The organism is Nocardia sp. NPDC052254, from assembly GCF_040679495.1.
GTDB lineage: Bacteria > Actinomycetota > Actinomycetes > Mycobacteriales > Mycobacteriaceae > Nocardia.
Genome location: NZ_JBFAUW010000003.1, coordinates 639,567 through 665,075, shown reverse-complemented (window position 1 = coordinate 665,075; position 25,509 = coordinate 639,567). Strand labels below are relative to the sequence as shown.

24 protein-coding genes are annotated in these 25,509 nt (G+C 68.8%); 8 read left to right on the top strand and 16 right to left on the bottom strand.

All coding sequences use genetic code 11. The features are described from left to right. Positions 1–12: 12 nt before the first annotated feature. Together AB0L57_RS11730 and AB0L57_RS11725 are read left to right on the top strand one after the other, a co-directional pair. Positions 13–1,827 carry a three-helix bundle dimerization domain-containing protein gene (locus AB0L57_RS11730; protein ID WP_364960340.1) on the top strand — a complete coding sequence of 605 codons (1,815 nt, stop codon included), beginning with the start codon at positions 13–15 and terminating at the stop codon, positions 1,825–1,827. A 65-nt stretch (positions 1,828–1,892) separates the two neighbouring features. Continuing rightward, complete coding sequence (locus AB0L57_RS11725; RefSeq protein ID WP_364960338.1) at positions 1,893–2,288, top strand: ankyrin repeat domain-containing protein; 396 nt, start codon at positions 1,893–1,895, stop codon at positions 2,286–2,288. 18 nt (positions 2,289–2,306) lie between these two features. On the opposite strand, the gene AB0L57_RS11720 is transcribed toward AB0L57_RS11725, so the two are convergent. From AB0L57_RS11720 to AB0L57_RS11705, 4 genes are all read right to left on the bottom strand, one after another. Next, the gene (locus AB0L57_RS11720; protein ID WP_364960336.1) at positions 2,307–3,791 is read right to left on the bottom strand and encodes an MFS transporter; all 1,485 of its coding nucleotides are present in this window, start codon (positions 3,789–3,791) and stop codon (positions 2,307–2,309) included. 67 nt (positions 3,792–3,858) lie between these two features. Beyond that, a complete protein-coding gene (cobA, locus tag AB0L57_RS11715) occupies positions 3,859–5,127 on the bottom strand; it encodes a uroporphyrinogen-III C-methyltransferase (protein ID WP_364960334.1) in 1,269 nt (422 codons plus the stop codon). Between the two features lie 61 nt (positions 5,128–5,188). After that, positions 5,189–5,812 (bottom strand): hypothetical protein, encoded by a 624-nt coding sequence (locus AB0L57_RS11710; RefSeq protein WP_364960333.1) that lies wholly within the window; start codon positions 5,810–5,812, stop codon positions 5,189–5,191. Positions 5,813–5,992: 180 nt separating this feature from the next. Further along, on the bottom strand, positions 5,993–6,400 hold the full coding sequence (locus AB0L57_RS11705) for a PPOX class F420-dependent oxidoreductase (RefSeq protein ID WP_364960331.1): 408 nt from the start codon (positions 6,398–6,400) through the stop codon (positions 5,993–5,995). Between the two features lie 72 nt (positions 6,401–6,472). Between AB0L57_RS11705 and AB0L57_RS11700 the strand changes: the two genes are divergently transcribed. Then, complete coding sequence (locus tag AB0L57_RS11700; RefSeq protein ID WP_364960329.1) at positions 6,473–7,441, top strand: hypothetical protein; 969 nt, start codon at positions 6,473–6,475, stop codon at positions 7,439–7,441. 4 nt (positions 7,442–7,445) lie between these two features. Here the strand turns inward: AB0L57_RS11700 and AB0L57_RS11695 are convergent, their stop codons facing one another. Next, positions 7,446–8,804, bottom strand: a complete 1,359-nt coding sequence (locus tag AB0L57_RS11695; RefSeq protein WP_364960327.1) for a DoxX family protein — start codon at positions 8,802–8,804, stop codon at positions 7,446–7,448. Between the two features lie 364 nt (positions 8,805–9,168). On the opposite strand from AB0L57_RS11695, the gene AB0L57_RS11690 reads away from it, so the two are divergent. The 3 genes from AB0L57_RS11690 to AB0L57_RS11680 all read left to right on the top strand — a co-directional run bounded on the left by AB0L57_RS11690 (position 9,169) and on the right by AB0L57_RS11680 (position 12,029). Next, the gene (locus AB0L57_RS11690; protein WP_364960326.1) at positions 9,169–10,299 is read left to right on the top strand and encodes a phosphotransferase family protein; all 1,131 of its coding nucleotides are present in this window, start codon (positions 9,169–9,171) and stop codon (positions 10,297–10,299) included. A gap of 8 nt (positions 10,300–10,307) precedes the next feature. After that, positions 10,308–11,432: a hypothetical protein gene (locus tag AB0L57_RS11685; RefSeq protein ID WP_364960324.1), complete on the top strand. Its 1,125-nt coding sequence runs from the start codon at positions 10,308–10,310 to the stop codon at positions 11,430–11,432. A gap of 117 nt (positions 11,433–11,549) precedes the next feature. Continuing rightward, positions 11,550–12,029: a hypothetical protein gene (locus AB0L57_RS11680; protein ID WP_364960322.1), complete on the top strand. Its 480-nt coding sequence runs from the start codon at positions 11,550–11,552 to the stop codon at positions 12,027–12,029. Here AB0L57_RS11680 and AB0L57_RS11675 read toward each other — a convergent pair. The 4 genes from AB0L57_RS11675 to AB0L57_RS11660 form a co-directional block, all read right to left on the bottom strand. Further along, on the bottom strand, positions 11,948–12,451 hold the full coding sequence (locus AB0L57_RS11675) for a cobalamin biosynthesis protein (RefSeq protein WP_364960321.1): 504 nt from the start codon (positions 12,449–12,451) through the stop codon (positions 11,948–11,950). The genes AB0L57_RS11680 and AB0L57_RS11675 overlap by 82 nt on opposite strands. Before the next feature lie 23 nt (positions 12,452–12,474). Then, complete coding sequence (locus tag AB0L57_RS11670) at positions 12,475–13,986, bottom strand: cobyrinate a,c-diamide synthase (protein WP_364960319.1); 1,512 nt, start codon at positions 13,984–13,986, stop codon at positions 12,475–12,477. 7 nt (positions 13,987–13,993) lie between these two features. After that, positions 13,994–14,608: a cob(I)yrinic acid a,c-diamide adenosyltransferase gene (gene cobO, locus AB0L57_RS11665; protein WP_364960317.1), complete on the bottom strand. Its 615-nt coding sequence runs from the start codon at positions 14,606–14,608 to the stop codon at positions 13,994–13,996. A gap of 85 nt (positions 14,609–14,693) precedes the next feature. Beyond that, positions 14,694–16,724 carry a VWA domain-containing protein gene (locus tag AB0L57_RS11660; RefSeq protein ID WP_364960592.1) on the bottom strand — a complete coding sequence of 677 codons (2,031 nt, stop codon included), beginning with the start codon at positions 16,722–16,724 and terminating at the stop codon, positions 14,694–14,696. 165 nt (positions 16,725–16,889) lie between these two features. Between AB0L57_RS11660 and AB0L57_RS11655 the strand changes: the two genes are divergently transcribed. After that, complete coding sequence (locus AB0L57_RS11655) at positions 16,890–17,699, top strand: EI24 domain-containing protein (protein WP_364960315.1); 810 nt, start codon at positions 16,890–16,892, stop codon at positions 17,697–17,699. A 95-nt stretch (positions 17,700–17,794) separates the two neighbouring features. On the opposite strand, the gene AB0L57_RS11650 is transcribed toward AB0L57_RS11655, so the two are convergent. Together AB0L57_RS11650 and mqo are read right to left on the bottom strand one after the other, a co-directional pair. Then, entirely contained in the window at positions 17,795–18,244 is a 450-nt protein-coding gene (locus AB0L57_RS11650) for a GNAT family N-acetyltransferase (RefSeq protein ID WP_364960313.1), read from the bottom strand. Positions 18,245–18,265: 21 nt separating this feature from the next. Beyond that, positions 18,266–19,807 (bottom strand): malate dehydrogenase (quinone), encoded by a 1,542-nt coding sequence (mqo, locus tag AB0L57_RS11645; protein WP_364960311.1) that lies wholly within the window; start codon positions 19,805–19,807, stop codon positions 18,266–18,268. A 153-nt stretch (positions 19,808–19,960) separates the two neighbouring features. On the opposite strand from mqo, the gene AB0L57_RS11640 reads away from it, so the two are divergent. Continuing rightward, complete coding sequence (locus AB0L57_RS11640; RefSeq protein WP_364960309.1) at positions 19,961–20,986, top strand: alpha/beta hydrolase; 1,026 nt, start codon at positions 19,961–19,963, stop codon at positions 20,984–20,986. A 9-nt stretch (positions 20,987–20,995) separates the two neighbouring features. Here AB0L57_RS11640 and AB0L57_RS11635 read toward each other — a convergent pair whose 3' ends face one another. The 5 genes from AB0L57_RS11635 to AB0L57_RS11615 form a co-directional block, all read right to left on the bottom strand. Beyond that, complete coding sequence (locus AB0L57_RS11635; protein ID WP_364960307.1) at positions 20,996–21,556, bottom strand: alpha/beta hydrolase; 561 nt, start codon at positions 21,554–21,556, stop codon at positions 20,996–20,998. A gap of 115 nt (positions 21,557–21,671) precedes the next feature. Next, positions 21,672–23,216 carry a cobyric acid synthase gene (locus AB0L57_RS11630; RefSeq protein ID WP_364960306.1) on the bottom strand — a complete coding sequence of 515 codons (1,545 nt, stop codon included), beginning with the start codon at positions 23,214–23,216 and terminating at the stop codon, positions 21,672–21,674. 31 nt (positions 23,217–23,247) lie between these two features. Beyond that, positions 23,248–24,111 (bottom strand): type I methionyl aminopeptidase, encoded by an 864-nt coding sequence (map, locus tag AB0L57_RS11625; protein WP_364960303.1) that lies wholly within the window; start codon positions 24,109–24,111, stop codon positions 23,248–23,250. Positions 24,112–24,134: 23 nt separating this feature from the next. Continuing rightward, positions 24,135–24,566: a hypothetical protein gene (locus AB0L57_RS11620; RefSeq protein WP_364960300.1), complete on the bottom strand. Its 432-nt coding sequence runs from the start codon at positions 24,564–24,566 to the stop codon at positions 24,135–24,137. 308 nt (positions 24,567–24,874) lie between these two features. Then, positions 24,875–25,489, bottom strand: a complete 615-nt coding sequence (locus AB0L57_RS11615) for a TetR/AcrR family transcriptional regulator C-terminal domain-containing protein (protein WP_364960297.1) — start codon at positions 25,487–25,489, stop codon at positions 24,875–24,877. Between the last annotated feature and the right edge of the window lie 20 nt (positions 25,490–25,509).

The following is a 25,509-nucleotide window of genomic DNA, read 5'->3' as shown; positions in this document are numbered from 1 at the left end:
GAGGAGTTCGGCGTGAGTGACGCCACGGACCGTGAGGAAAAAGCACTGCGGCAGTTGACCAGCCGTCTGGTCGACAAGTACAGCGGTAGCCATTCGCCGGAACTGGTGCAGGACCTGGTGAGTCAGGTGCGGCGGCGCTTCGACGGCCACGCCGTACGTGACTTCGTGCCGATTCTGATCGAGCGGATCGTGAACCGCGAAATCAAACATCTGCCGGCACATCGCGAGTCCGACGCGCACGCGCCGGAATCCACTGCCGCACACCATGCTCGGGCCGCACAACCGGTTCCCGCGACGGTCGAGTTGCCGGCCATGGTCACCGCCACGCCGGACGACGCGATCGAGCGGACCGCCGTGGCGCCCGAGGCCGGCCGCTCCACCGCCGACGAGCTGCTGAGCGAGACACCGGCCGGTACCACCGTACCGACCGGCGCTGCGCCCGAGGCGGTTTCGATGAGTGTCGCGGCGGCACCGGCGGATGCTGACGTGACACCGGCCGAATCCGCAGCCACAGCGGAGGAACCGGCAGCGACACCGGTCGCGGCACCGGTCATTCCGTCGCCCACCGCCGTAACCCCCTCCAGCGCAACACGACTCGGCAGCGACGATTCCGACGCGGTGACGACCGTGCAGAGCACACCGGACAGCTCGACAATCACTGCACCACAACCTGTTCCCACCGGCGCGGCGGCGCGCACCGATCAGCGCCCGGCCGGCGGTGGCGCCGCGGGATGGCGTGCGCGGCCCCGGCTGATCGCCGCGCTCGCCGCGGCGGTCGTCGTCGTCATCGCGCTCGTGGTCGGTGTCGGGTTCGGCGGTGACGACAAGCCCGCCGCACCCCCCGCGACCGCGATGATCACCGCGCGCGGTGTCGTCGGTTCGGAGAAGATGGCGTTCTTCACCGATCCGCGCGTGGTGGATGTGTTCGCCCGCAACGGCATCCGGTTGCAGGTCGATCCCGCGGGTTCGCGGCAGATCGCCACGTCGGTGGATCTGAGCGGCGACGATTTCGCGTTCCCGTCGAGCACCCTCGCCGCCGAACGCATTCAGCGTCAGCGCTCCACCACCACCAGGTACACGCCCTTCTCCTCGCCCATGGCGATCGCCAGTTTCGGTCCCATCGTCGACGCGCTGACCCGCGCGGGCGTGGTGCGTCCCGGTGCCACCCCGACCTTCGATATGCACCGCTACCTCGACCTCGCCCAACAGGGGCAGCAGTGGGATCGGCTCGACGGCAACACCGGCTATCCGGTGCGCAAGAGCGTGCTGCTGTCGACCACCGATCCACGTACCTCCAACTCGGCGGCGATGTACCTGGCCGCCGCGGCCTACGTCGCCAACGACGACAGCATCGTGCAGGGGCCGGTGGCGGAGAACTTCGTCCTGTCGAAGGTGTCGCGACTGTTCACCAAACAGGGCTACACCGACAATTCCAGCGAGGGCCCCTTCACCGAATACCTCACCGCCGGCATGGGGCCCACACCCATGGTGTGGGGCTACGAATCGCAGTACGTGGAAGCAGCGGTCGCCGGGAAGCTGCCCGCGAACTCGGTGCTGCTGTACCCGTCGCCGACGGTCCTGTCCCGGCACACGCTGGTGCCGCTGAACGCCACCGGCGATCGGATCGGGCAGTTGCTGAGCACCGATCCCGGTCTGCAGCGGCTGGCCGCCGAGCACGGTTTCCGCACCGCCGATCCCGCCCAGTTCGCGAAAGTGACCGCCGAACACCACATCCCGGTGGCCAAGGATGTCGTCGACGTGGTCGACACCCCGACCTACGAAACCCTCGAACATCTGCTGGACGGTGTCGCCCGGTCCTACAACTGAGCGGCCGGTCGCGACCGTCGCGAGCCCACGCGGGCAACCGCGTGGGCTCGTGGTAGGAAGGCCCCATGGATGCCGAGGACATCGACCCCGGACTGGTCGAACTGGCCACCGCGCTGTTCGATGCGGCGCGCACCGGAGCCGCGGACACTCTCGCCGCCTACCTCGATGCGGGCGTCCCGGCGAACCTCACCAACGATCGCGGCGACACCTTGCTGATGCTCGCCGCCTACCACGGCCATCTCGCCGCGGTGACCACCCTGCTCGACCACGGCGCCGACCCGGACCGGGCCAACGACCGCGGCCAGACCCCGGCCGCGGGAGCGGTTTTCAAGGGTGAGAACGAGATCGTGCGGGCCCTGCTGGACGCCGGAGCCGACCCGGACGCCGGCACTCCTTCCGCGCGGGAGTCCGCGAGGATGTTCGGCAGGAGCGAGCTGCTGGAACTCTTCGACCGCGGGTGATTTTCGGCGGGCGATCGGTCAGGCCTGCTGCGACTCCTCCTGCGCGTGCTGTGCCTGAGCCAGTTGCTGCGGGGTGTAGCGCAGGGTCAGCACGATCAAACCGATGACGACGGCGCCGATCGCGCAGATCAGCAGCACGAAGGTGTAACCACTGGACAGCGCAGAGACTTCGGCGGTGGTGAGGTCCGACGTCCGGTCGGTGCGCCCGCCCAGCGAGAGTGTGCGCGAGGCGGCGAGCGGGGTGAGCAGGCCGACCGCGAACGGGGTACCGAGGGTCAGAATCATCTGGCCGATCGCCGACAGTGGCCCGACCTCGTTCACCGGAACCCCGACGAGCAGGCACAACGGGCCGACCACGATGACGAACCCGATCGCGGTGCCGACCACGATGAGCAGCACCAGCAGGGTCGGCCAGTATTCGACGTCACGGTCCAGGGTCGAACCGAAGAACAGGGCCGCCGCGAGTACCGCCGCCGCACCGGACAGCAGCCAGCGCGGCCGGATCATGAGCGCGGCCTTGGAGGCGATCGCGGTGCCGAGCCCCGCACCGATCGTGAACGGAATCGAGGCCAGACCCGCGACCAGCGGACTGTAGCCGACCACGTTCTGCAGGAATTGCGCGACGAAATAAGTCATCGCGCCGAGCACACCGGAGCCGAGCAGCAAGGCGACGAAGGTGATCGCACGGTCACGATCACGGAACAGCCCCAGGGGAAGCAGCGGATTGGTGGCGCTGCGTTCGGCCAGCACGAATGCCACCAGCATCACGAGACCGGCGATCAGCGCGCCGATGACGTAGGGACTGGTCCAGCCCAGATCGGGTCCCTCGGTCGCGCCGAAGATCACCCCCACACAACCGAGCGTTCCCAGCGCGGCGCCGCGCACATCCAGTGGCAACCGGTGATGGGCCGAATCGTGCAGCTGGAATATCGCCCCGAGGAGGATGAGCAAGCCGATCGGCACATTGATCAGGAAGATCAGCCGCCAATTCCATTCCGCCAGAGCGCCGCCCACGACGAGGCCGCCGACCGAACCCACCCCCATCATCGACCCGAAGATCGCGATGGCCTGATTGCGGGCCGGTCCGGGCGCGAAGGTGCTGACGACCAGTGCCATCGCCACCGGCGCGGCCACCGCGGCGCCGGTGCCCTGCAGCGCCCGGGCCGCGATGAGCATGACGTCGTTCTGAGCCAGACCGCACAGCAGGGAGGCCAGGGTGAACAGCGAGACGCCGAGCAACAGCATCTTCTTGCGCCCGAACGAGTCGCCGAGCCGACCACCCAGCAGCATCAGGCCGCCGTAGGTGAGGCCGTAGGCCGTGACCGTCCAGGCACTTTCCGAACTGGTCAATCCGAGATGGCGCTGCAGCGCCGGCAGCGCCAGGATCACCACCGTACCGTCGAGAACGACCATCAATTGCAGGCCGGACAGCACCAGGATCGGCAGCCCGAAGGCCCGCTTGGTCACTTGATAATGCATCGTCGCGGCGGGGTTATCGAGCACAGTGACTCACTGTAACGGATATTGGAACGGCCCAACCGGACGCGTGGTCGCCCCTGCGCGGACGGCATCACTGCCGATGATCGGCCGATGCGTCGATATCGGGCGCACCGGCGGTGAATCCCGCAGTCGGGCCGATCACGATGATCGCCGGTGGCCGAATGCCCTCGGCGCGTACGCGTTCGGCGACGGTGGCCAGGTCCGCGCGCACGATCCGCTGGGTCCGCAGACTTCCTTCCTGGACGACCGTGACCGGTGTCGCGGCAGCGCGACCGCCCGCGATCAGGGCGTCGGCGAACTTCTCGATCCGCTCGACGCCCATCAGCAGCACGAGGGTGCCGTGTAGCCGGGCCAGGGCGGGCCAATCCACCAGCGAATCCGGATGGTCGGGTGGGATATGGCCGCTCACGACGACGAATTCGTGTGTGACGCCGCGATGGGTGACCGGGATCCCGGCCAGTGCGGGCACGGAGATCGCCGAGGTGACGCCCGGGACGACGGTTACCGCGACGCCGGCATCCACACAGGCCTCGAGTTCCTCGTACCCGCGCCCGAAGACGTACGGATCGCCGCCCTTGAGCCGGACCACGAACTTGCCGGCCTGGGCGCCCTCGACGAGTGCGGTGTTGATCGCCTCCTGGGCCATCGCCCGGCCGTAGGGGATCTTCGCCGCGTCGACGACCTCCACATCGGGACCGAGTTCGGCGAGCAGTTCCGGCGGTGCCAGCCGATCGGCCACCACCAGGTCGGCACGCGCGAGCAAACGGCGACCGCGCACGGTGATCAGATCGGGGTCGCCGGGCCCGCCGCCGACGAGAGCGACGCCGGGCGCCACCGGTTCGGAATCGTCGGTGACCGTGCCCGATTGCAGCGCCTCGAGCAGTGCGGTCCGCACCGCCGCCGAGCGCCGATGCCGTCCTCCCGCCAGAACCGCGAGGGTGAGCCCGTCGTAGCGGGCGCTGGCCGGGGTGACGGCGGTGCCGAGACGGGCGTTGTCGGCGCGCACGCAGAAGATGCGGCGGCGCTCGGCCTCGGCGACCACGGCGGCGTTGGTCTCGGGTTCATCGGTGCACGCGATCGCGTACCAGGCACCATCCAGATCGCCGTCCGCGTATGCGCGCGTGGCGATACGCAGTTGCCCGGAGGTGGCCATCGCCTCCACGGCGGGGGTGACGGTCCGGCTGATCACCTCGATCTCGGCACCGCTCGCGATGAGCAGTCCGAGGCGGCGCTGGGCTACCGAGCCGCCGCCCACGACGACGACGCGGCGGCCGGCGAGATCGAGCCCGACCACGTAGTTCGGATCACCGGAATGCTGGTCGTCTGTCGTATTCGGCACAAGTTTTCAGCCTACGGCGTGGGCGGAGCGGTTCCGCAATCACCTGGCGGGCACGCGCGGATCAGGGCTTCCAGGTGATCCGGCCGCCCTGGAAGTCCTGGGCCTTGCCGCCGTTGTAGTCGTATTCGTCGCTGGTGGGCAGGCCGTAGCGGCCCCGGTCGGCCTGGTTGCCCTGCCAGATACCGAGGATCGAACCCCACACCGGATGCGCGCCGGTATTCGCCGACCAGACCAGGACGCCACCGGGGAACAGCGCGACCCGTCCCTGGCCGTCCCGGCCGGCGGCGGCCTCATCTGCCAGCGGGAATCCGAGCGGACTGGTCTCCCAGCCCATCGAGCCCCACTTGTCGCGGATCAGGCCACAGATCGCGTGCGCGTCGGTACCGATCGACCAGTAGATCGAGCAGCCGCGTTCGAACACCTGGAATTTGCCGCCATTGGCATCGGTTTCCGGGCCGACGGGATTACCGAAGAACCCGGGGCCACCGGCGCGGTCGTATTCCTGTTCGATCGCGCCGCCGACATCGAAAGCGCCGACCGGCCGGGCCTGCGCGACGCCGATTCCGGTGCCGGTGAGCAGGGCCAGTGCGGCGGCACCGGCGGCCGCCGTACGCGCTCCCGCCCGTGCGAGCCCGGCCCTGCGCCGGGTTCCGGCTCTACCGTGGGTACGTCCTGACGAAGCCAAGAGAAACTCCCTCCACCTGCGAAGTTGGCACGGCGGAGGCCGCCGCTCAGGTCATCCTGCAGGGAGTACACCGCGTCCGCAACGCTCGACGTATCACAGTCGAGACTCATCTCACACCGGTGGACATCGATTCCGGAGTGCTCGGGCCGAAGTTGTCGACACGCCGCCGGGCGCCTCGACTCAGAGCCGCCCCGTGACGCGTTGCGGGGTGACGCGAACGACGACGCGCTCGGCATCGTCGACCGAGGCGGGATTGAATTGCGCGTAGGGCTGCCCGGTGTATTTGAGCGACAGCCGATCGGGCATCGCCCGCTCCGGATCGGGGGTGACGGTCGCCGTGCCCCGGATCTCGGCGTAGAGGAACGGCTTGTCGGGCGGATTGATCATCACACTCACCCGCGGGTCACGCGCCACGTTCTTGTACTGCTGGCGAGCGACGGTGGTGGAGTACACCAGATCGTCGCCGTCGCGGTCGATCCAGACAACGGTCTGATGCGGCTGCCCGTCGCGGCCGATCGTCGCCACGGTCGCGTAAACCTTTGCGGTGTCGAGGAACCGCTTCAATTCCGGTGAGAGTTCGGTACTCATATCGAGAGCGAACCCGCCGCGGCCGCATGCCATTCCCGGCTCCGGGGCCGGTCCTGGTTCTATGCTGCGAACATGCGACGTGCGGTGCTGCAGGCGGTGGTCGTGGTGGTGACGGTCGTCGTCGCGGGGGCGGTGGCCGCCACTTCGGCGGCCGCCGATCCCTATCGGCCGAGCGGACCGGTCGAGGCCACATATCTGGAACCCGGGCCCTGGCCGGTCGCCGAGCAATACGGTTTCGGTTGCTGCGACAGCACCGGAGCCGGCTACGACGTCTGGTACCCCGCGAACATCCGCGACAGCGGGCTACGCCACCCGATCATCACCTGGGGCGACGGCACCGCCGCGCAGCCCAGGCAGTACGCGTATCTGCTGCGGCATCTGGCGTCGTGGGGTTTCGCGGTGATCGCGACCGAGAATCGCAGTACCGGCTCGGGAGTCGACATCGCCGGTGCCGCACGGTACCTCGTCGATCGCGCCGCCGATCCGGACAGTGTCTTCCACGACCGGCTCGATCCCAGGGCAGTCGGCGCAGTCGGCCATTCCCAGGGCGCCACCGGCGTCCTCAACGCCATGATCGCCTCCGGCGGCGCGATCCGGACCGCGGTGCCGATCGAGCTACCCGCCCAGGCGGTGTGCTCGAAAAGGCTGAGCTGCACCGATACTCGCCGTCTGACCAAGGGTTCGGTGTTCTTCGTCAACGGTTCCTACGATGCGCTGATCTCGCCGTCCCAACCGCTGTGGTCGCTGCCCGGACTGCAGTCGAACCAGGACTACTACAACGCCACTCCGGCGTCGGTCACCAAGGTGTGGGGCACCCTCGTCGGCCCCAACCACAACGACGTGCAGGGCCAGCCGGGTTGCGCCCATGCCTCCTACCCCTGCACCTCCGGGGTCTACGGCTTTCTCGGATACCCGACGGCGTGGCTGGTCGCGCAGCTGTGGCGATGCCCGGCGGCGGCGGCCGCGTTCGCACCTGGGACCGGGGAGTTCTACGCCCCGAATCCACACTGGGGCAACCAGATCGGTGCGAACGCGGCCTGACGGCTCACTGCCCGGGCGCGTTCTGGACCCAGCGGAAACCGTGGCTGCGCTGGGGGAAGGCGTCAGGGTCCTGGCGCCGGAAGCTCACCGTCACCGGATGGCCCGCGAGCTCTCCGGTGAAACGCAGGACATCGGGGCGCTGCTGTTCGTAGGCGAATTCCCCCAGCGGCACCGGTTGCGCGCCGGCGTGCTGTGGTGCGGCGGCCAATGCGAGGCGGTGCGCACCGGTGTCGATCTCCGCCGCGGTCGGCACCAGCGTTCCGTCCGTGCGCTGGTACTGCATGACACCGGGGTAGTCGAAGACCACGCGCTGCCAGCGTTCGGCATCGGTCAGCAGCGGCGGTACCGACTGCCCGTCCCGGGTGAATTCCTCGACCGCCCAGATGCCGTACAGCGGAGGTTTCGGCCGACCGGAACCGCTGTCCCACAGTTGCGTACTCACGTGCGCCAGCGCCACCGCCACCCAGACTCCGATGCCCGCTTGCACGAGTCCCGCGATCAACCGGGATCGGCGGGTACGGAACGGATACGGCGCCGTCGAGCGGCCGACCGGACGATCGAGCACCAGCACATCGAACAGCCGCCGGGCCTGCGGAGCGAGCAGTGCCATCGATATCAGCAGCAGATGTCCGGACAGGATCTTGACCGGTACATCGAAGGTCATGTTCAGCACGAACACCTGGGCCATGCTCACCACGGCCAGCATCGCTCCGACCGTGGCGGTGCGGGGAACCAGCAGCAACACCCCCGCGAGGAGTTCCGCGGCGCCGAGGAGCATCTCGTAGGCCGGGCTCGTGCCGACCTGATTCCACAGCACCGACATCGGTGCCAGATCGCCGTACGGCGTCAGCAAGGTCGACAGCGAGGGCTCGGGCATCTGGGTGGGGACGATTTTCGCGAATCCGTATTTCAGCATCTGCCCGGCCAGGCACAGCCGCAGGAACACCAGGAACCATCCGGCCAGGCGCCGGTAGTCGCGACGGCGCCGATCGAGCACCGACCATACCGATGTGCCCGCGAGTGCCACGACCAGGACACAGAACACCAGCACCCACAGGATCGCCTGATCCCCACTGCCATTGCTGCTCAGTACCGGATGGATACCGAAGACCGTGCGGCCGGTCCATTCCAGTACCGGCCGCAGCACCCGGCCCTGCCACAGCACCGCGTCGGGGTCGAGCCAGGAACCGAACCAGCCGGTGAACACGAAGACGACCTGCGGGTAGAGCACACAGAACAGTCCGAGATACAGGAAGGTGAACCGGAATGCCAGACGTGTGAACGGATTCCAGCCCACCGCCGACGGTTGATCCTCCTGCTCCGTAGCCGGTGGGGACTCGATCTCCTCGACGGCGACACTCACTTGCACTCCACTCCCACCCTTCTCCACGCGCCCGGCCCAGACCGGCGCGCAGGACGATCCGAACGGAGACATTACGAGCGGCGACGCCGGAAGTCCTCACCCCTCGGAACGAAACTCCCCTGCCACGATCACCCCCGGGACGTACGTGCTACCACGAAGCCGGGCGGGGATCACCGGCCGGACGGCGCCGGGCAAACCGGGTCCCGGTGAACGGAACGGCCGAAGTTTCGGTCCCGATTCCGTACCCATCCACACTAGAACGCGTTACATTTCATCCATAACGCCTCCGGCGCCGCGCCCGTCCCTGCGACCGAGGCGTAATCGACTGGTGCACAGACTCTTTCATTCCATCAGGAGGTCCGATATGGCGACCGAATCCGATTCCGACCCCGGGCAACGGCGGCAGCTGACGACCAGTGCGCGTGATCTCGACGAGCTCGCCGTCCGGCTCACCGATTGGCTGGCGAGCCTTCTCGGCGTGCGGCCGGTCGTGTCCGGCCTGTCCCGCCCGCAGGCGGGCGGGATGTCGAGTTCGTCGGTGATGTTCGATGCGCGCTGGGAGCGCGACGGCCGGGCCGAGGGCGGTTCGTATGTGGCGCGGATGGCACCCGAGGATGGCTCGTTCCCGGTCTTCGAGACCTACGATCTGGACTCCCAGTACGACGTGATGGCCGGTGTCGCCGAACACTCCGACGTTCCGGTACCGCGCCTGTGCTGGCGGGAATCGGATGAATCGGTGCTCGGCACACCATTTTTCGTGATGGAGCGCATCACCGGGCGCATCCCGGAGGACAACCCGCCCTATGTGTTCGTCGGTTGGGTGTTCGACGCCACCGCCGAGGAGCGGATGCGGATCACCCGCGGCACCGTCGATGTCATCGCCGCCGTACACGCCATCACCGATCCGGCCGCGAAATTCCCGTCCCTGACCGGCCCCGGTTCCTCGTTGCGCCGCCATTTCGACGCCCAGCGCGAGTGGTATCGCTGGGCACTTGCCGACGACGGGTACCGAATCCCCCTGCTGGAGCGCGGCTTCGACTGGCTCGAGCGGCATTGGCCCGCCGACCCCGGCCCCGACGTGCTGAACTGGGGCGATGCCAGGCCCGGCAATATCATCTTCGACGATTTCGATCCGACCGCGGTACTGGACTGGGAGATGGCCACCCTGGGCCCCCGCGAACTCGATGTCGCCTGGCTGATCTTCATCCACCGCTTCTTCCAGGACATCGCGACCCGCTTCGATCAGCCGGGCCTGCCGGACTATCTGCGTCGCGACGATGTGGTCGCACGGTACGAACAGGGCACCGGCCACCGGCTGCGGGATCTGGACTGGTACCTGGTCTACGCCGCGCTGCGGCACGGCATCGTGATGGCGCGCATCAAACGCCGGATGATCCATTTCGGCGAGGACACCGACACCGACGACCGCGACGACTACGTGATGCACCGGGCGGCGCTGCAGGCCCTGCTCGACGGCACCTACCAATGGGATTGAGGAGATAGATGACAGACGGCCGTCCGGCCCACCACGCGCCGGTACCCCTCGACGAATACCCGGTCCATCAGACACCGCTGTCGCTGGCCCGCGCGGCCACCACCGACCGCAACTTCTACGACCGCAGTTATTTCAACGCGCACGACCGCAGTGGCGGGACCATGCTGGTCACCGGATTCGGCGTGTATCCGAACCTCGGCGTGATCGACGCCTACGCCGCGGTCCGCCGCGGTGACACCCAGCGCACCGTCCGGTTCTCCGACGCGCTCGGCGCGCGCGATCTGAACCTGCGCGTGGGCGGCTACCGCATCGAGGTGCTGGAACCGCTGCAGCGGGTGCGGGTGGTCTGCGAGCACGACGATCTGGGTCTCGATCTCACCTGGGACGGGTCCTTCCCGGCCGTGCAGGAGCAGCCGCACCTGATCCACACCGGCAGCCGGCCGATCATCGACGCGTCGCGGTTCGCGCAGGTCGGTACCTGGTCGGGCACAGTCTGTGTGGACGGTACCGACATCGCGGTCGATCCGGACGTGTGGCTGGGAACCCGTGACCGCTCGTGGGGTATCCGCCCGGTCGGCGAGACCGAACCGGCGGGGCGCGACGCGAGCGAACCGGCGGGCGGTTTCTGGTGGCTCTATGTCCCGTTGCGTTTCGACGACTTCGCGATCGTGGTGATCGTGCAGGAGAACCCGGACGGCTTCCGCACCCTCAACGACGCCGTGCGGGTGTGGCCGGACGGCCGCCTCGAGCAGCTGGGCTGGCCGCGTATCCACATCGACTACCGGTCCGGGACCAGAATTCCGGTCGCGGCGCGGCTGGACATGACCGCCGGTGACGGGTCGCCGCTGACGGTGGAGATTCGCACACACACCTGTATCCCGCTGCACATCGGCTGCGGCTACGGCGGTGATCCGGACTGGCTGCACGGGCAGTGGAAGGGCCGCGACTGGTCCTCGACGAGCACCTACGACCTCACCGATCCGGCTGTGGCCGGGCGTATTCCGTGGGGTGTCATCGACCATGTCGGCCAGGCACGGTGCGGCGATGCCGAGGGCTGGGGACTGTTCGAGCACGGCAGCCTGGGCCGCCACGACCCGACCGGCTTCGCCGACTGGACCTCGGTCGCCCCGTGATCGGCGGGCTGGTCCCCGGGTCCGCGCGCCACACCGGATGTGACCTGAGTCTCAGGTAGCCTGCGACGGATCGACACCGGGCCGTCGGCCCGGAATCCACAGCGAGAGGCAGGCACGATGAGCGGGTTCCGTACTTCGCGTGATACCGCCCGGATCGTCTCCCATCGGACGGCACGGGCCGCCGGATTCGTTCTCGCGGCCGCCGCGATCGGCGCCGCAGCACCGATCGCCGCGGCGCCCACGGCCGGGGCCACGGCCGTTCCGACCATCGCGGTGTCGATGTCGGGATCGGTGCTGAGCCCGGTCAACGGGGCACTCGTCGGGTGCGCGCAGAACGCGGTCGCGACCGTGCGCAATCCCGACGGCAGTCCGGTCACGCACGGAACGGTCGATTTCTTCAGCCACCTCGACGGGATCAGCGGCAATATCGTCGGCACGGTGCCGGTGGTCGACGGGGTCGCGAGCATCGGCTGGCTGCCCGACCGGGCCGGACAGCACATCGTGTCCGCGGTCTACTACGACGGGCTCCCGGAACTGTCACCGGTCGCCGGATCCGCACGGGTCCTCGCCGCGACCCCGATCGGGGTGTGCCCGTAGCCGTCACCCGACGGCAACCGCATCGAGTCGCCCGCAGATCCGGATAGCGCCGTGCAACAGGCGATCGCGACGGTGATCCCCTCGATCACCGTCTTACGCCGCAGCAGGCGGGGCCGATCGCACCAGCGCGCGCAGGCGAGCAACGCGCCCGCTTCGGCGACACTCGGTGTGCCGATCGCCTCCGTCGCGCGTTCGGCAGGAGTCGGTACCTCGACAGCGGCCAGTTCCGTGGGGTCGTAGCCGATCACCGGCACGCCCAGCTCCGCGGCCGCGGCGGTCATTCCGGCCTCGGCCGCCCTGCGATCGACCGTGGCCAGACAGCGAATCCGATGGTCGCCCACGATCGTGCGCACGACGCGGACAATCGTGTCGGCTTCCTGATCCGGGCGAGCCCCGATTCCCACGACCACGACGGCGGTCATGAGAGAGCCGGTCCGCACGTGGTTCATTCGCCCGCGCGCGCGGCGAACCGCTCGCACGCGTCGACGAAACGGGCTATCGCCGTGGGGTTTCCGGCCGGATGGGTGTGCAGATAGGACGCGTGGACGTGACCCTGCAGGGCGCCCTCGCGCACCGACTCGTCACCGGCCCGCCAACCCCAGGCCCGATCGCCCGATCCCGCGTCCACCAGACGGGTGCGATGGAACTCGTGGCCGCGCACACGCTCTCCGGCTCGCCACAACACCGAATCCGCCAGTGCCACCGCATCCCGATATCCGAGGGTGAGGCGCGGACCGAATTCCGCGGTGGCGTCGAGCACCCCCGCCATGCCATGGCCGTCCAGGGACCGGGTGAGATACAGCAGTCCGGCGCATTCGGCATGGATCGGCATGCCCCGCCCGGCGGCACCGGCCACCGCCGCGAGCAGCGCGGCATTGGCGGCCAGATCGGCGGCGTGTTCCTCGGGAAATCCGCCGGGAAGAACCAGACCCGCTGTGCCCGAGGGCAATTGGTCCACCAGCGGATCGAAGACGCGGACCTGCGCACCGGCCGCGGACAGCAGTTCCCGATGCTCGGCATACCCGAAAGTGAAGGCGGGTCCACCAGCCATCGCGATCACCGCACGGGGTGTCGCCGACCGTGCGGGCACCGGATCGGCGACGGCCGTGGACGGCCGCGCACCCGCGCCGGGTTCTCCCCGGACCGCAATGGTTTCCGTCGTGGCCGCCACCGGATCGCCCGCCGATTCGGCACGATCGCGACCGTGGTGCGCGGCGAGTTCGGCGACCGGATCCCACGCCGGACCGGCCACGTGGACTCCGGCCATGCGCGCCACGGCGTCCAGATCGATGTGTGCCGCGACGAGTTCGGTCATGGCATCGACCGCCGCGTGGGCGGCCCGCCCGTGCTCGACTGCCGGAACGAGCCCCAGATGCCGTGCGGGAACAGCCAATTCCGCCATCCGCGGCAGCGCACCCAGGACCGGCAGGCCGACCCGGGCGCAGGCGCCGCGCAACACCTGTTCGTGGCGTGGACTGCCGACCCGGTTCAGGATGACCCCGCCCAGCCGGATCCCGCTGTCGAAGGTGGCGAAGCCGTGCAGCAGCGCGGCCAGGCTCTGGCTGTGCCCGCGCGCATCGACGACCAGCAGCACCGGGGCGCCCAGCAGCGTGGCGACCTGCGCGGTGGAACCTTCGGCGATCGGGGCGGGATTGTCGGCGTCGATACGGCCGTCGAACAGGCCCATCACACCTTCGACCACCGCCAGATCACATCCCGCGCTGCCGTGCCGATACAACGGCACGACCCGCTCGGCGCCGACGAGAACCGGGTCCAGATTGCGCCCGGGCCGGTCGGCCGCCAGCCCGTGATAACCCGGATCGATGTAGTCCGGCCCCACCTTGAACGGCGCCACCCGATGTCCGGCGCGCCGTAGCGCGCCGATCAGACCCGTTGCCAGCGTGGTCTTTCCGCTGCCGGAGGCCGGAGCGGCGATCACCACCGCCGGTACGGTCACCGTCCGGTCACCATTCGATCCCCCGCTGGCCCTTGCGCCCGGCGTCCATCGGATGCTTCACCTTGGTCATCTCGGTGACCAGATCCGCGGCGTCGATCAGCGCCTGCGGCGCGTCCCGGCCGGTGATCACCACGTGCTGGTTGCCCGGGCGCGCGCGCAGCGTCTCGACGACCTCGTCGACATCGACCCAGCCCCATTTCAGCGGATAGGTGAATTCGTCGAGGACATAGAAGCGATGCTGTTCGTCGGAAAGCCGGCGGGCGATCTCCTGCCAGCCGGCCAGCGCGGCGGCCGCATGATCCTCATCGCTGCCCTGCTTGCGCGTCCAGGACCAGCCCTCGCCCATCTTGTGCCATTCGACCGGGCCGCCGGTGCCGGTTTCGGAGTGCAACCGGCCCAGGGTGCGGAACGCGGCCTCCTCGCCCACCTTCCACTTCGCGCTCTTGACGAACTGGAACACCGCGAGATCGAAGCCCTGATTCCAGGCCCGCAGCGCCATACCGAAGGCGGCGGTCGACTTGCCCTTCCCGGGCCCGGTGTGCACCGCGAGCACCGGCTGATTACGCCGCTGCCTGGTGGTCAGCCCGTCGTCGGGGATCGTCTCCGGAACGCCCTTCGGCATCGCTGCACTCTCCTTCTCCAGCAGTTGCTGCCATCACATTTCCACACCGGCGCCCGGCACACCGCGCGACGTCGCGGCAGGTGGGTCAGGCGGCCAGGCGCCCCTGCGGCAGACCCGACTTGACCGCGGCGACGACCGTCTCACCGGTCAGCTCGGACAGCTTCAGGCAGCGGGCACGCAGTTCACGGGCGAATTCGGCGGCCAGTCCGAGCCGGACCATGCCGCGCTCGCAATCCACCACCACACCGGCCACCCCGTCACGTGCCAGCAGTCGCGCGGCCGCGCGAGCACGCGGGATCGGTTCGGCGCCACCGGTGGCACGACCGTCGGTGAGCAGCACCACCATGGCGCGGCGGCGCGGATCGCGGACCCGTTCGCGCGACACCACCTCTCGGGCCTTCAGAAGGCCTTGGGCGAGTGGGGTTTTGCCACCGGTCCGCAGATCGGCCAGCCGCCGGACCGCGATATCGACCGACGAGGTCGGCGGCAGCACCAGTTCGGCCTCGCTGCCCCGCACCGTGATCACCGCGACCTTGTCACGCCGCTGATAGGCATCGCGCAGCAGGGCGACGATCGCACCGGTCACCGCCGAGAGCCGATCGCGGGCGGCCATCGAGCCGGAGGCGTCGACCACGAACACCACCAGATTCCCCTCGCGCCCTTCGCGATACGCGCCCCGCAGATCGTCCGCCTCGAGCGCCAGCGGGCCCTCGACGCGACCGCGCGTGTACTGGTGCGGGGCGGCGGCGAACAGGGTGCCCAGCAGATGCAGTCCCGCCGAGGTGTCGGTGACCGACCGGACCACCCGGCCGTGGCGGGTGTGGGCGCGCGAGCGGCGGCCCGGGGCGCCCTCGCCCACGCCGGGAATCTCCCAATGCGGCGGACGCGCGGGCGAATTCGCGGGTGCGGCCGCGGCACGCTCCCGAGAGCCGCCGCCGGGCGAATCGGGGCCACCGTCGTCCGGACCGTCATCGTCGGGACCGTTGTGGTCGGGACCGCCACCGTCGGGGCCATCGTCGTGGGGGCCGCCGTCGTGGGGGCCGCCGTCGTCGGGACCTGGATCGCCCGGTGTATCCGCGTCGCCCTCGTGCGATTCCGGCCGGCCGGCGCCGGATTCGCCCGTGCCGGGTTCATCGTCCTGCGAGCGCGCCTGCTCGGCCTCCTGTTCGGCCGCACGCATGGCATCGTCGAGCTGTTCGGTGGAGATGCCCGGCTCGTCGAACGGATCGCGGCGCCGCCGATGCGGCAAGGCCAGCTCCGCCGCCACCCGCACGTCTTCGACTGTCACACAATCGCTTCCGCGCCAGGCGGCATGGGCGGTCGCGGTCCGCGCCACCACCAGATCGGCGCGCATACCGTCTACATCGAAGGCCGCGCACAGCGCCGCGATCCGGCGCAACTCGACATCGTCGAGGACCACTTCACCGAGCCGGTCCCGGGCTCCGAGAATGCGATCGGCGACCTCGCGATCGGCGGCGGCGTAGGCGGTGGCGAACGCGCCCGGGTCGGCCTCGTAGTCCAAGCGGCGACGCACCACGGCCATCCGGATGTCCACATCCCGGGAGGCGGCCACATCGACGGTGAGGCCGAACCGGTCCAGCAGCTGCGGCCGCAGTTCCCCCTCCTCCGGATTCATGGTGCCGACCAGGACGAACCGGGCAGGATGCGAATGCGACACCCCATCGCGCTCGATGTGCACCCGCCCCATCGCGGCGGCGTCGAGCAGCACGTCGACGAGATGGTCGTGCAGCAGATTGACCTCGTCGACATAGAGGACGCCGTGGTGGGCGGCGGCCAGCAAGCCGGGCCGGAAGGCCTGCTCACCGTCACGCAGCACCCGCTCGAGATCCAGCGATCCGACCACGCGATCCTCGGTGGCGCCCACCGGGAGCTCGACCAGCCGGGCCGGTCGTTGCCCGCTTTCGTCGGAGACCGGGGGCAGCAGCTGGGCCAGCGCCCGCACCACCGTCGACTTGGCGGTCCCCTTCTCGCCACGGACCAGCACGCCACCGATTCCGGGATGCACCGCGCACAGAATCAGCGCCAGCTGCAGCTGCTCCTGGCCGACCACCGCGGAGAACGGGAAACCCGCCTCGACGTCACGATCGGAGGTCACGGCGGCGGGCGGTGCGGCATCGGCTCGGGAATCGGACACGAACCCACTGTAGGCCGCGCGGAATTCCGTTCTCGCAGGCACCCGCCCCCGTTCCGCGTGCCCGCCGCGCCGACGACCGATCGTCTCGGCGGGCGCAGTGCACCGGGTACCGAATACCCTGTGCGCGTGCGGGATTTGACGCGGGGACTCGGATATCTGATTCGCGGGCAGCGATGGGTCGCATCCCATCGCCGGCAGTTCGGGCTGGGCCTGCTGCCGGGCCTGATCGCCACGGTGCTGTACCTGGCGATCCTGGTGGTGCTGATCTGCTTCGCCGGTGACCTGGCCAGCTGGGCGACGCCGTTCGCCGCCGACTGGTCGACCCCCTGGTCGGGTGTGCTGCGCGGCACCCTGGCCGTCCTGTTGGTCCTGCTGGGGCTGTTCCTGGCGGTGATCACCTTCACCGCCGTGACCCTGGTGATCGGGCAGCCGTTCTACGAGGCGCTGTCGGAGGCGGTGGATCGATCATTGTCGGCCGACGGGCACGCGCCCGAGTCGGGGTTGCCGATGTGGTGGGAGATCTGGATCGGCATCCGCGACGGAATCCGGATCCTCGTTCGCGCGACGATCTGGGGTGTAATGCTGTTCGCCGCCGGATTCCTGCCGCTGATCGGCCAGACCGTGGTTCCGGTGCTGGGCGTCGCGGTGACCGGATTCTTCCTCGCCCAGGAATTGACCGCGGTCGCCATGGCACGTCGCGGGGTGCAGCTGCGCGAACAGCTGGCGATGTTGCGTTCGCATCGAATGCTGGTGTGGGGCTTCGGCATTCCACTGGCGGCGGTATTCCTGGTGCCGTTCGTCGCCGTGCTGCTGATGCCGGGCGCTGTCGCCGGGGCCACCCTGCTGGCCCGCGAACTGTGCGGCGACGACATCGCGGGCGCGACACCCGCACCGGGCCCGCGACCCGGTTCGGGGCACGCCGGATCGATGCCCTAGCCGATCACACGAGGCGCGAACGAGGCGGTCCCGCAACCGGAACAGGTTGCGGGACCGTCACTTCCAGGGATGCGGGCGACTACGATCGCCGCCACTCACCCGCGGCGCATGGGAATGTGAGCGATCCCGTCCTCCTCGTACTCCTCACCATCGGGCTTGAACCCGTGCTTGGTGTAGAGGTCGACCAGATAGGTCTGCGCGTTCAAACGCACTGTCGCCGAACCCGCTTCGGCGATCGCCGCCTGCAGCAGGCGCGTGGTGTATCCGTGCCCGCGGGCTTCCGGAGTGGTGCACAACCGCCCGATCCGGAACGACTTGACCAGGTTGTCGTGTTCCTCCAGCAGCCGCAAGGTCGAGATGGCCTCCCCCTCGTCGTCGAGCCAGAAGTGCCGAGTCTCGGGGAGCAGATCCAGCCCGTCCAGTTCCGGATAGGCACACTTCTGCTCCACGACGAATACCGCGACACGCAGTTTCAACAGCTTGTACAGCGTCGCGGTATCGAGATCCGCGGCCCACGACCGTTTGAGCGCAACCGTTGACATCATCGCGTCTTGCTATCACATGATTCAGCTGTGCGCGACCCCTGCGGCGACCGGCGTGTTGTCATCGAGATGCAGCGCCTTGGTCGACCAGTCCCACACCTCGTGGTACAGGCCCTGATTCTCGGACAGTTTCACGCCCAGCGAGGGCACCATTTCCTTGAGTTTCGGTGTCCAGTCGGCGTATTCGCGGGGGAAGCACCGCTGCATCACATCGAGCATCGCGCTGACACAGGTGGAGGCGCCCGGCGAGGCGCCGAGCAGGCCCGCGATGGAGCCGTCGCCGGCCGTGATCACGGCGGTGCCGAGTTCCAGCACCCCGCCCGCGCCCTTGCGGCGGATGATCTGCACACGCTGACCGGCGGTGATCAGCTCCCAGTCGTCGCCGTCGGCACGCGGGATGAACTCCTCCATGGTGTTCACCTTGCCCGACTGCGACTTCAGCAGCTCGCTGACCAGGTACTTGACCAGTCCGAGCTCGGTGACACCGACGCCGAGCATCGGGGTGACGTTGCCCGCGCGCACCGACTTGAACAGATCGCTGAGCTTGCCGTCCTTGAGGAACTTCGGCGTCCAGCCGGCATAGGGGCCGAACAGCAGGCCCGGCTTACCGTTGATGACGCGAGTGTCCAAGTGCGGCACCGACATCGGCGGCGCGCCGACGGCTGCCCGGCCGTAGACCTTGGCTTCGTGCTTGGCGATGAGCTCGGGCGAGGTACAGCGCAGGAACTGGCCGCTGACCGGGAATCCGCCGAAACCGGCGATCTCCTCGATGCCCGCCTTCTGCAGCAGCGGCAGTGCGTAACCACCGGCGCCCACGAAGACGAATTTCGCGTTCAGCGTGCGGGTTTCGCGAGTGCGGGTGTTGCGGACCTTGACCGTCCAGCTGCCGTCGGACTGCTTGGACAGATTGCGTACCTCGGTACCGAAGGCGATGTCCACACCCGAGCCGCCCAGGTAGGCCAGCAGCTGCTTGGTCAGCGAGCCGAAGTCGATATCGGTGCCGGTGTCGGTCCAGTTGAGCGCGACGGGATCGGAGAAGTCGCGGCCCTTGGCCATCAGCGGCAGACGACGGCCGAACTCCTCGGGGCTGTCGATGAACTCCATGCCCTCGAACAGCGGGTGGCGCGAGAGTGCCTCGTAGCGCTTGCGCAGGTATTCGACGCCGTCGGTGCCGTGGCAGAAGCTCACGTGCGGAATCGGATTGATGAATCCGGACGGATCGGCCAGGATTCCGTTCTCGGCACCGTAGGCCCAGAACTGCCGCGACACCTGGAAGCGCTCGTTGATGTCGATCGCCTTGGTGATGTCGACCGAACCGTCGGCCTGCTGGGGGGTGTAGTTCAGCTCGCACAGGGCGGAGTGACCGGTACCCGCGTTGTTCCAGGGGTCGCTGCTCTCGGGCGCGGCCGCGTCCAGGCGCTCGAACATGGTGATCGACCAATCGGGCTGCAACTGACGAAGCAGTGCACCGAGGGTGGCACTCATGATGCCGGCACCGATGAGGACTACATCGGTCTTTTGAGTCATCGCAGCGTTCGGCACGGGTTGATCGACTTCCTTGTCCAACAGCGGGCACTTGGTGGGCGGGAATGAGGTTACCCGCCGTTCACTTCAACTAGATTGTGCCCCTCGGCATGCCCGTTTCCGAAAACGACCACACCACCCGGGCGGAACCGGCTCGCCGGGCAGCGCCCTGAGCGGGTCGAATATCGTGGAGCTGTGACGAACGAGACGCCTACGGCACCCTCGACGACCCATGCCTGGCAGCCCGATGTGCTGGGCGAGGGCTATCACCGGCTGACGATCCCGCTCGGACCCGATCCGGACGGTGAGGGTGAGGTCGTGGCCACCCTGATCCGGCACGATCCCGAACAGGCCCCACCGGCCACCGGCGCCGTGCTGTACGTGCACGGCTTCACCGACTACTTCTTCCAGAAGCATCTGGCCGAGCACATGAGCGGACTCGGCTACCGCTTCTACGCGCTGGATCTGCGCAAGTGCGGCCGCTCACGCCAGCCGGGCCAGACCGCGCACTATGTCAGCGACCTGCGGCTCTACGATGCCGAACTCGACCGGGCCGCCGAGATCGTGCGCGCCGAGACCGGGCTCCCGGTCCTGCTGATGGCGCACTCCACCGGTGGCCTGATCCTGCCGCTGTGGCTGAACCGCCACAATCGGCGGACACCGGTCGCGGAGCAGGGCATCACCGGTCTGGTGCTGAACAGCCCGTGGTTCGATCTGCAGGGCCCCGCCTACTACCGCAGTGTCGGCACCGCGATCATCGACGGCGTCGGCCGGTTGCGGGCGATGACCAGGCTGCCCCAGAACGAGCTCACCGCCTACGGTGACAGCCTGCACACCAGCGTCTCCGGGGAATGGGACTACAACCTGGACTGGAAACCGCTGAGCGGGTTCCCGGTCCATCTGGGCTGGTTACGCGCGATCCGCCAGGGGCACGCGGAGTTGCATCGCGGGCTGGACGTCGGCCTTCCGGCGCTGATCCTGCGCTCCAAGGTGACCAAGTTCATGCGCAGCTACGGCCCCGCCGCCGACGTCTCGGATGTGGTGCTGGACGTCCGTCAGATCCAGCGCTGGTCCGGATGCCTGGGCGGCCGGACGAACATCGTGCCGATCGAGGGCGCGCGCCACGATGTGTTCCTGTCCGCGCCGTCGGTGCGCGCGCAGGCCTTCACCGAACTCGACGACTGGTTGGTCTGGTTGCGCGAACATCTCGCGCAACGCTGAGAACCCGGCTCACCACAAACCGGAACGCAGCACGATCTCGGTCGCGAATTCGTGATCGGCCTTGATCGCCACCTCGGCGGTGTCGACCTGGGTGACGCGGAACTCGCCGTAGACGTGGCGTCCGCAGGCCTCGGCGGTGGACCGGGACAGATCGTCGGTGGCGATCACGGTGGTCGGCAGTTCCACCGCCGGACAGCTCGCATCGCCGGCCGCACCGTCGACGGCGACCGCCGGATGCGGGCGGCCCGCGACCACCAGTCCGACGAACCGGCCGAATCCGCGCGCACCGAGTTGCCAGGCCAGATCCGCGCCCGCGCCGTATCCGGCGAGATTCGCCCAGGCCACGCCCAGATCGTCGAGAATCGCGTAGACCCCCGCCTGATCGAGTCCCTCGATCGTCTCGGGTGCGATGGTGCGCAGATCGGAATTGTGCAGCCGCTCGCACACCCGGTCGTAGACATCGGCCGGAGCTCCGGCGTCGGGGAGCAGCAGTACCGTATGCCTGGTCTCGGGCCCACCGACCCGGACCGTCCAGGCGCGGTCACCAACCGCAATTCGCCGGGTTTCCATGCCGATCCACGCTACACGCGGGCGGCCGGTCGCAGGACATGTCTTCGGCCACGTTCACCGGCCGGTGATGACCGGTATCGCGGCGCTGTGATCTCGGCGCGGCCCGGACCCTGCGCTATCGGCGCAACCCCACGGCGAGTGTGGGCAGGTCGGGTGGGGCGCCCGCGGTGATGAGCCGTTCGAGCCCGTCGAGGTCGAGATGCTGCTCGACCAGTTCGGCGAGCAGATCGAGCTGGCCGCCGCGGATCTCCTCGACGCTCGTCGCGGGCGCGACCAGGAAACCGGTACGCCCCGCCTGGGCGGCCGCCTCGCGCAGCCAGGCCCGGCGAAAGTCGTCCGATTCGAGCAGGCCGTGCAGGTGGGTACCGCGCACACTGCCGCGCACACTGCCCTCCGGTCCGGCGCCGTCCACCTCGGCCCAGGCCGGGTCGCCGTTGCGGCGCACCCGGCCGTGATGAATCTCGTAGCCCGACAACGCGATGCCGGCCACGCCCGCACCCGTCGGCGCACCGCGCCCGGTGGTGCGGCGCAGTACCTTCGGCTCGGCGAATTCGATCTCGAGGTCCAGCAGGCCGAGCCCCGCCACCGTGCCGGCCGAGGATTCGACCTCGTCGTCGATGTGGCGGCCGAGCATCTGATATCCCCCGCAGATCCCGAGCACCGGCTTCCCGGCCGCGGCGTGTGCGGTGACGGCGGCGGCGATTCCGCTGCGGCGCAACCAGTCCAGATCCGAGACGGTGGATTTGCTGCCGGGCAGCACGACGATGTCGGCACCGGCCAGCCGGGAGGGCTCGCTCACCCAGCGCACCGAGACGCCGGGCTCACAGGCCAGCGCCTCGATGTCGGTGGAGTTGGAGATCCGCGGAAGCCGGACCGCGGCGACGGTCAGCCATTCGGTGCCGGCCGGCGGCCGGGAACGGCCGACCGGAGCGTCGGCGACGGTGGCGAGCGAATCCTCCGCATCGAGCCACAGCTCGTCGGTGTAGGGCAGCACCCCCAGCGTCGGGCGGCCGGTGAGCGCGGTGAGTTGCTCCACTCCGGGCCGCAGCAGTTCGACGTCACCGCGGAACTTGTTGACGACGAAGCCCGAAATCAGTTGCTGATCTTCGGGTTCCAAAATCGCGACGGTGCCGAACAGATGCGCCAGCACCCCGCCGCGGTCGATGTCGCCGACCAGCAACACCGGCAGGTCCGCGGCCCGGGCGAGACCCATGTTCGCCAGATCCGTCGCCCGTAGATTGATCTCGGCGGGCGACCCCGCGCCCTCGCAGATCACCACGTCGAATTCGGCACGTAGCGCCGCCAACTCGGCGGCCACCACCTCCCGCAACCGCTGCCGGTGCCGGAAGTAGTCGCGCGCGCCCACGGTGTCGACGGCCACGCCCCGAACCACCAGCTGAGACCGCCGGTCGCTGCCCGGTTTGAGCAGTACCGGATTGAACCGCACACTCGGTTCCAGCCCACAGGCCCGGGCCTGCAGCGCCTGGGCCCGGCCGATCTCACCGCCGTCGAGGGTCACCACGGAGTTGTTGGACATGTTCTGCGCCTTGAACGGCGCCACCCGCACCCCGCGCCGCGCCAGCATCCGGCAGATCCCGGCCACCACGACACTCTTGCCCGCGTCGGAGGTGGTGCCCGCGATCAGCAGCGCGCCCCTCACCGCGACATTCCGGTCGCCCCGGCCGCGGTTGTCATGGGAGCGTGAGAATTTCGGCGCCTTCCTCGGTCACGACCAGCGTGTGCTCGAACTGCGCGGTCCACCGGCGATCCTTGGTGACCACGGTCCAGCCGTCGTCCCAGATCTCGTAATCGATTCCGCCGAGGTTGATCATCGGCTCGATGGTGAAGGTCATCCCGGTCTCGATCACCGATTCGACCGCCGGCTGGTCGTAGTGCAGGATGACCAGTCCGCTGTGGAAGGTCGGGCCCACGCCGTGGCCGGTGAAATCGCGCACGACGCCGTAGCCGAAGCGGTTGGCGTAGGACTCGATGACGCGGCCGATCACATTCAGCGCCCGGCCCGGACGCACCGCCTTGATGGCCCGCATGGTGGCCTCGTGTGTGCGCTCCACCAGCAGCCGGGCCTCCTCGTCCACATCACCGGCGAGGAAGGTCGCGTTGGTATCGCCGTGCACGCCGTCGATGTAGGCCGTGACGTCGATATTGACGATGTCACCGTCCTCGACGACCGTCGAATCCGGAATGCCGTGGCAGATCACCTCGTTCAGCGAGGTGCAGCACGATTTCGGGAAACCCTTGTACCCCAGGGTCGACGGATAGGCGCCGTGGTCGCACAGATACTCGTGCACGATGGCGTCGAGCTCATCGGTGGTCACTCCGGGCGCGACCGCCTTGCCGGACTCCTGCAGCGCCTGCGCGGCGATCTTGCTCGCCAGCCGCATCTTCTCGATGGTCTCCGGCGTCTGCACCCAGGGCTCACGGCCCTCGTTGACGGTTTTCTTCCACGCGTACTCCGGCCGCTCGATCGAGCGCGGCACCTCGCGGACGGGCGAGAGTGTTCCGGGGACGAGTGGCTTGCGGGTGCGCACAGACATGTATTCAGACTATCCGCACGGGTTCACCGGGATACGGAGGCCACGACCCCGCTGACCAGATCGGTATAGCCGTCGACCAGCTCCGCGAGGTGGTACCAGTGCATGTGTGTGGTGTCGCTGCGGGCGCCGTCGCGGTCGATGGCGCGATTGGCGGCGACCCAGCTACCGGCCATCCGGTCGACCATGGGGCCGAGGACATCGGTGCGCAGGGCCAGGCCCCGGCGATACCCGGGCAGTTCGTTCTCCACCCATTCGTTGATGTCGTCGATGAGTTCGCTACGGCGGCAATCGATCTCCGCCAGCAAGATCGGGTCGGCGAGCTGCGCGCGGCGGGCGTGCAGCTCGGCCAGTGCGCGCGCGGCCCGAAGCAGCTCCCGGTCCTGGAACCGACGTCCCTGGAAGGCGCACAGTAGCTGCGGGGCTGCGGGCAATGCACTGGCTATCGACGTTGTCATCGCCACGCTCCGAACACATCCGAGTACCGCATCGGTCTTACCGCCATCTGTAGATCTCCGGAATTCGCTGGTCGGACCGCACCGTCCGAACCAAGAGTAGATGGGATTCTGCTCTTGCATATGCAAGAACGCAACATTGCATCCGCATTGCCGGGAATACCGCGCGGCAGCCGTGACACACACCCGACCATTTACGCCGTGACGTGCACAGATACGCCGAGAAGATCTGCGACGGCGATCATTTCACATTCCGGTCGTGGTGGCCGAAACCCGCGTCGGCGCGTCGGGGCCCGCATCCGGCCGCCCGCTCAGCGCGCCGTCAACCCCCGTAGCAGGATCTCCACTCCGCCGCGGAACTCCTCCTCGGGTGCGATCTCACGGGCCCGCGCCGCGGCCTCCACGAGGTACGGATACTCCGCGGGTGCGATAGATGCGATCACCGCGGTGCCCGAACCCCCGATCGCCGCGTAGTGCTCGTTCTCCAGATGCCCCAGCAGAAACCCCACCAGCGTCCGTTGAGCTATCACCCGCTCGCGGCCCTCGAACCCGCCATCGGCCAGCGCGGCCAGCGTCGCGTCCATCCATCGCAGCGCGGCCGCACTGGCGTGCCGATGGCGCGGCACCAGAGGCGCCATCGCCGGGTGCGCGGCAACGGCCGCGCGCATCCGGTCCAGCAGGAGCCCGAGGCAGGTCCGCCAGTCCGCGTCCGCGGGCGTGCCGGTATCGATCCCGCTCAGCACCTGCTCGACGATCAGCGCCTCCAGGGCATCACGATCGGCGACGTACCGATAGAGCGCCATGGTCGCCATGCCGAGTTCCGCGGCCACCGCGCGCATGGTCAGCGCGGCCGGGCCGCCGCGATCGATCACGGCCAGCGCGGCCGAGGACAGATCGGCCGCGGTCAGCGAGCGGGGACGGGGCACGGATTGACAGCGTACAAGAT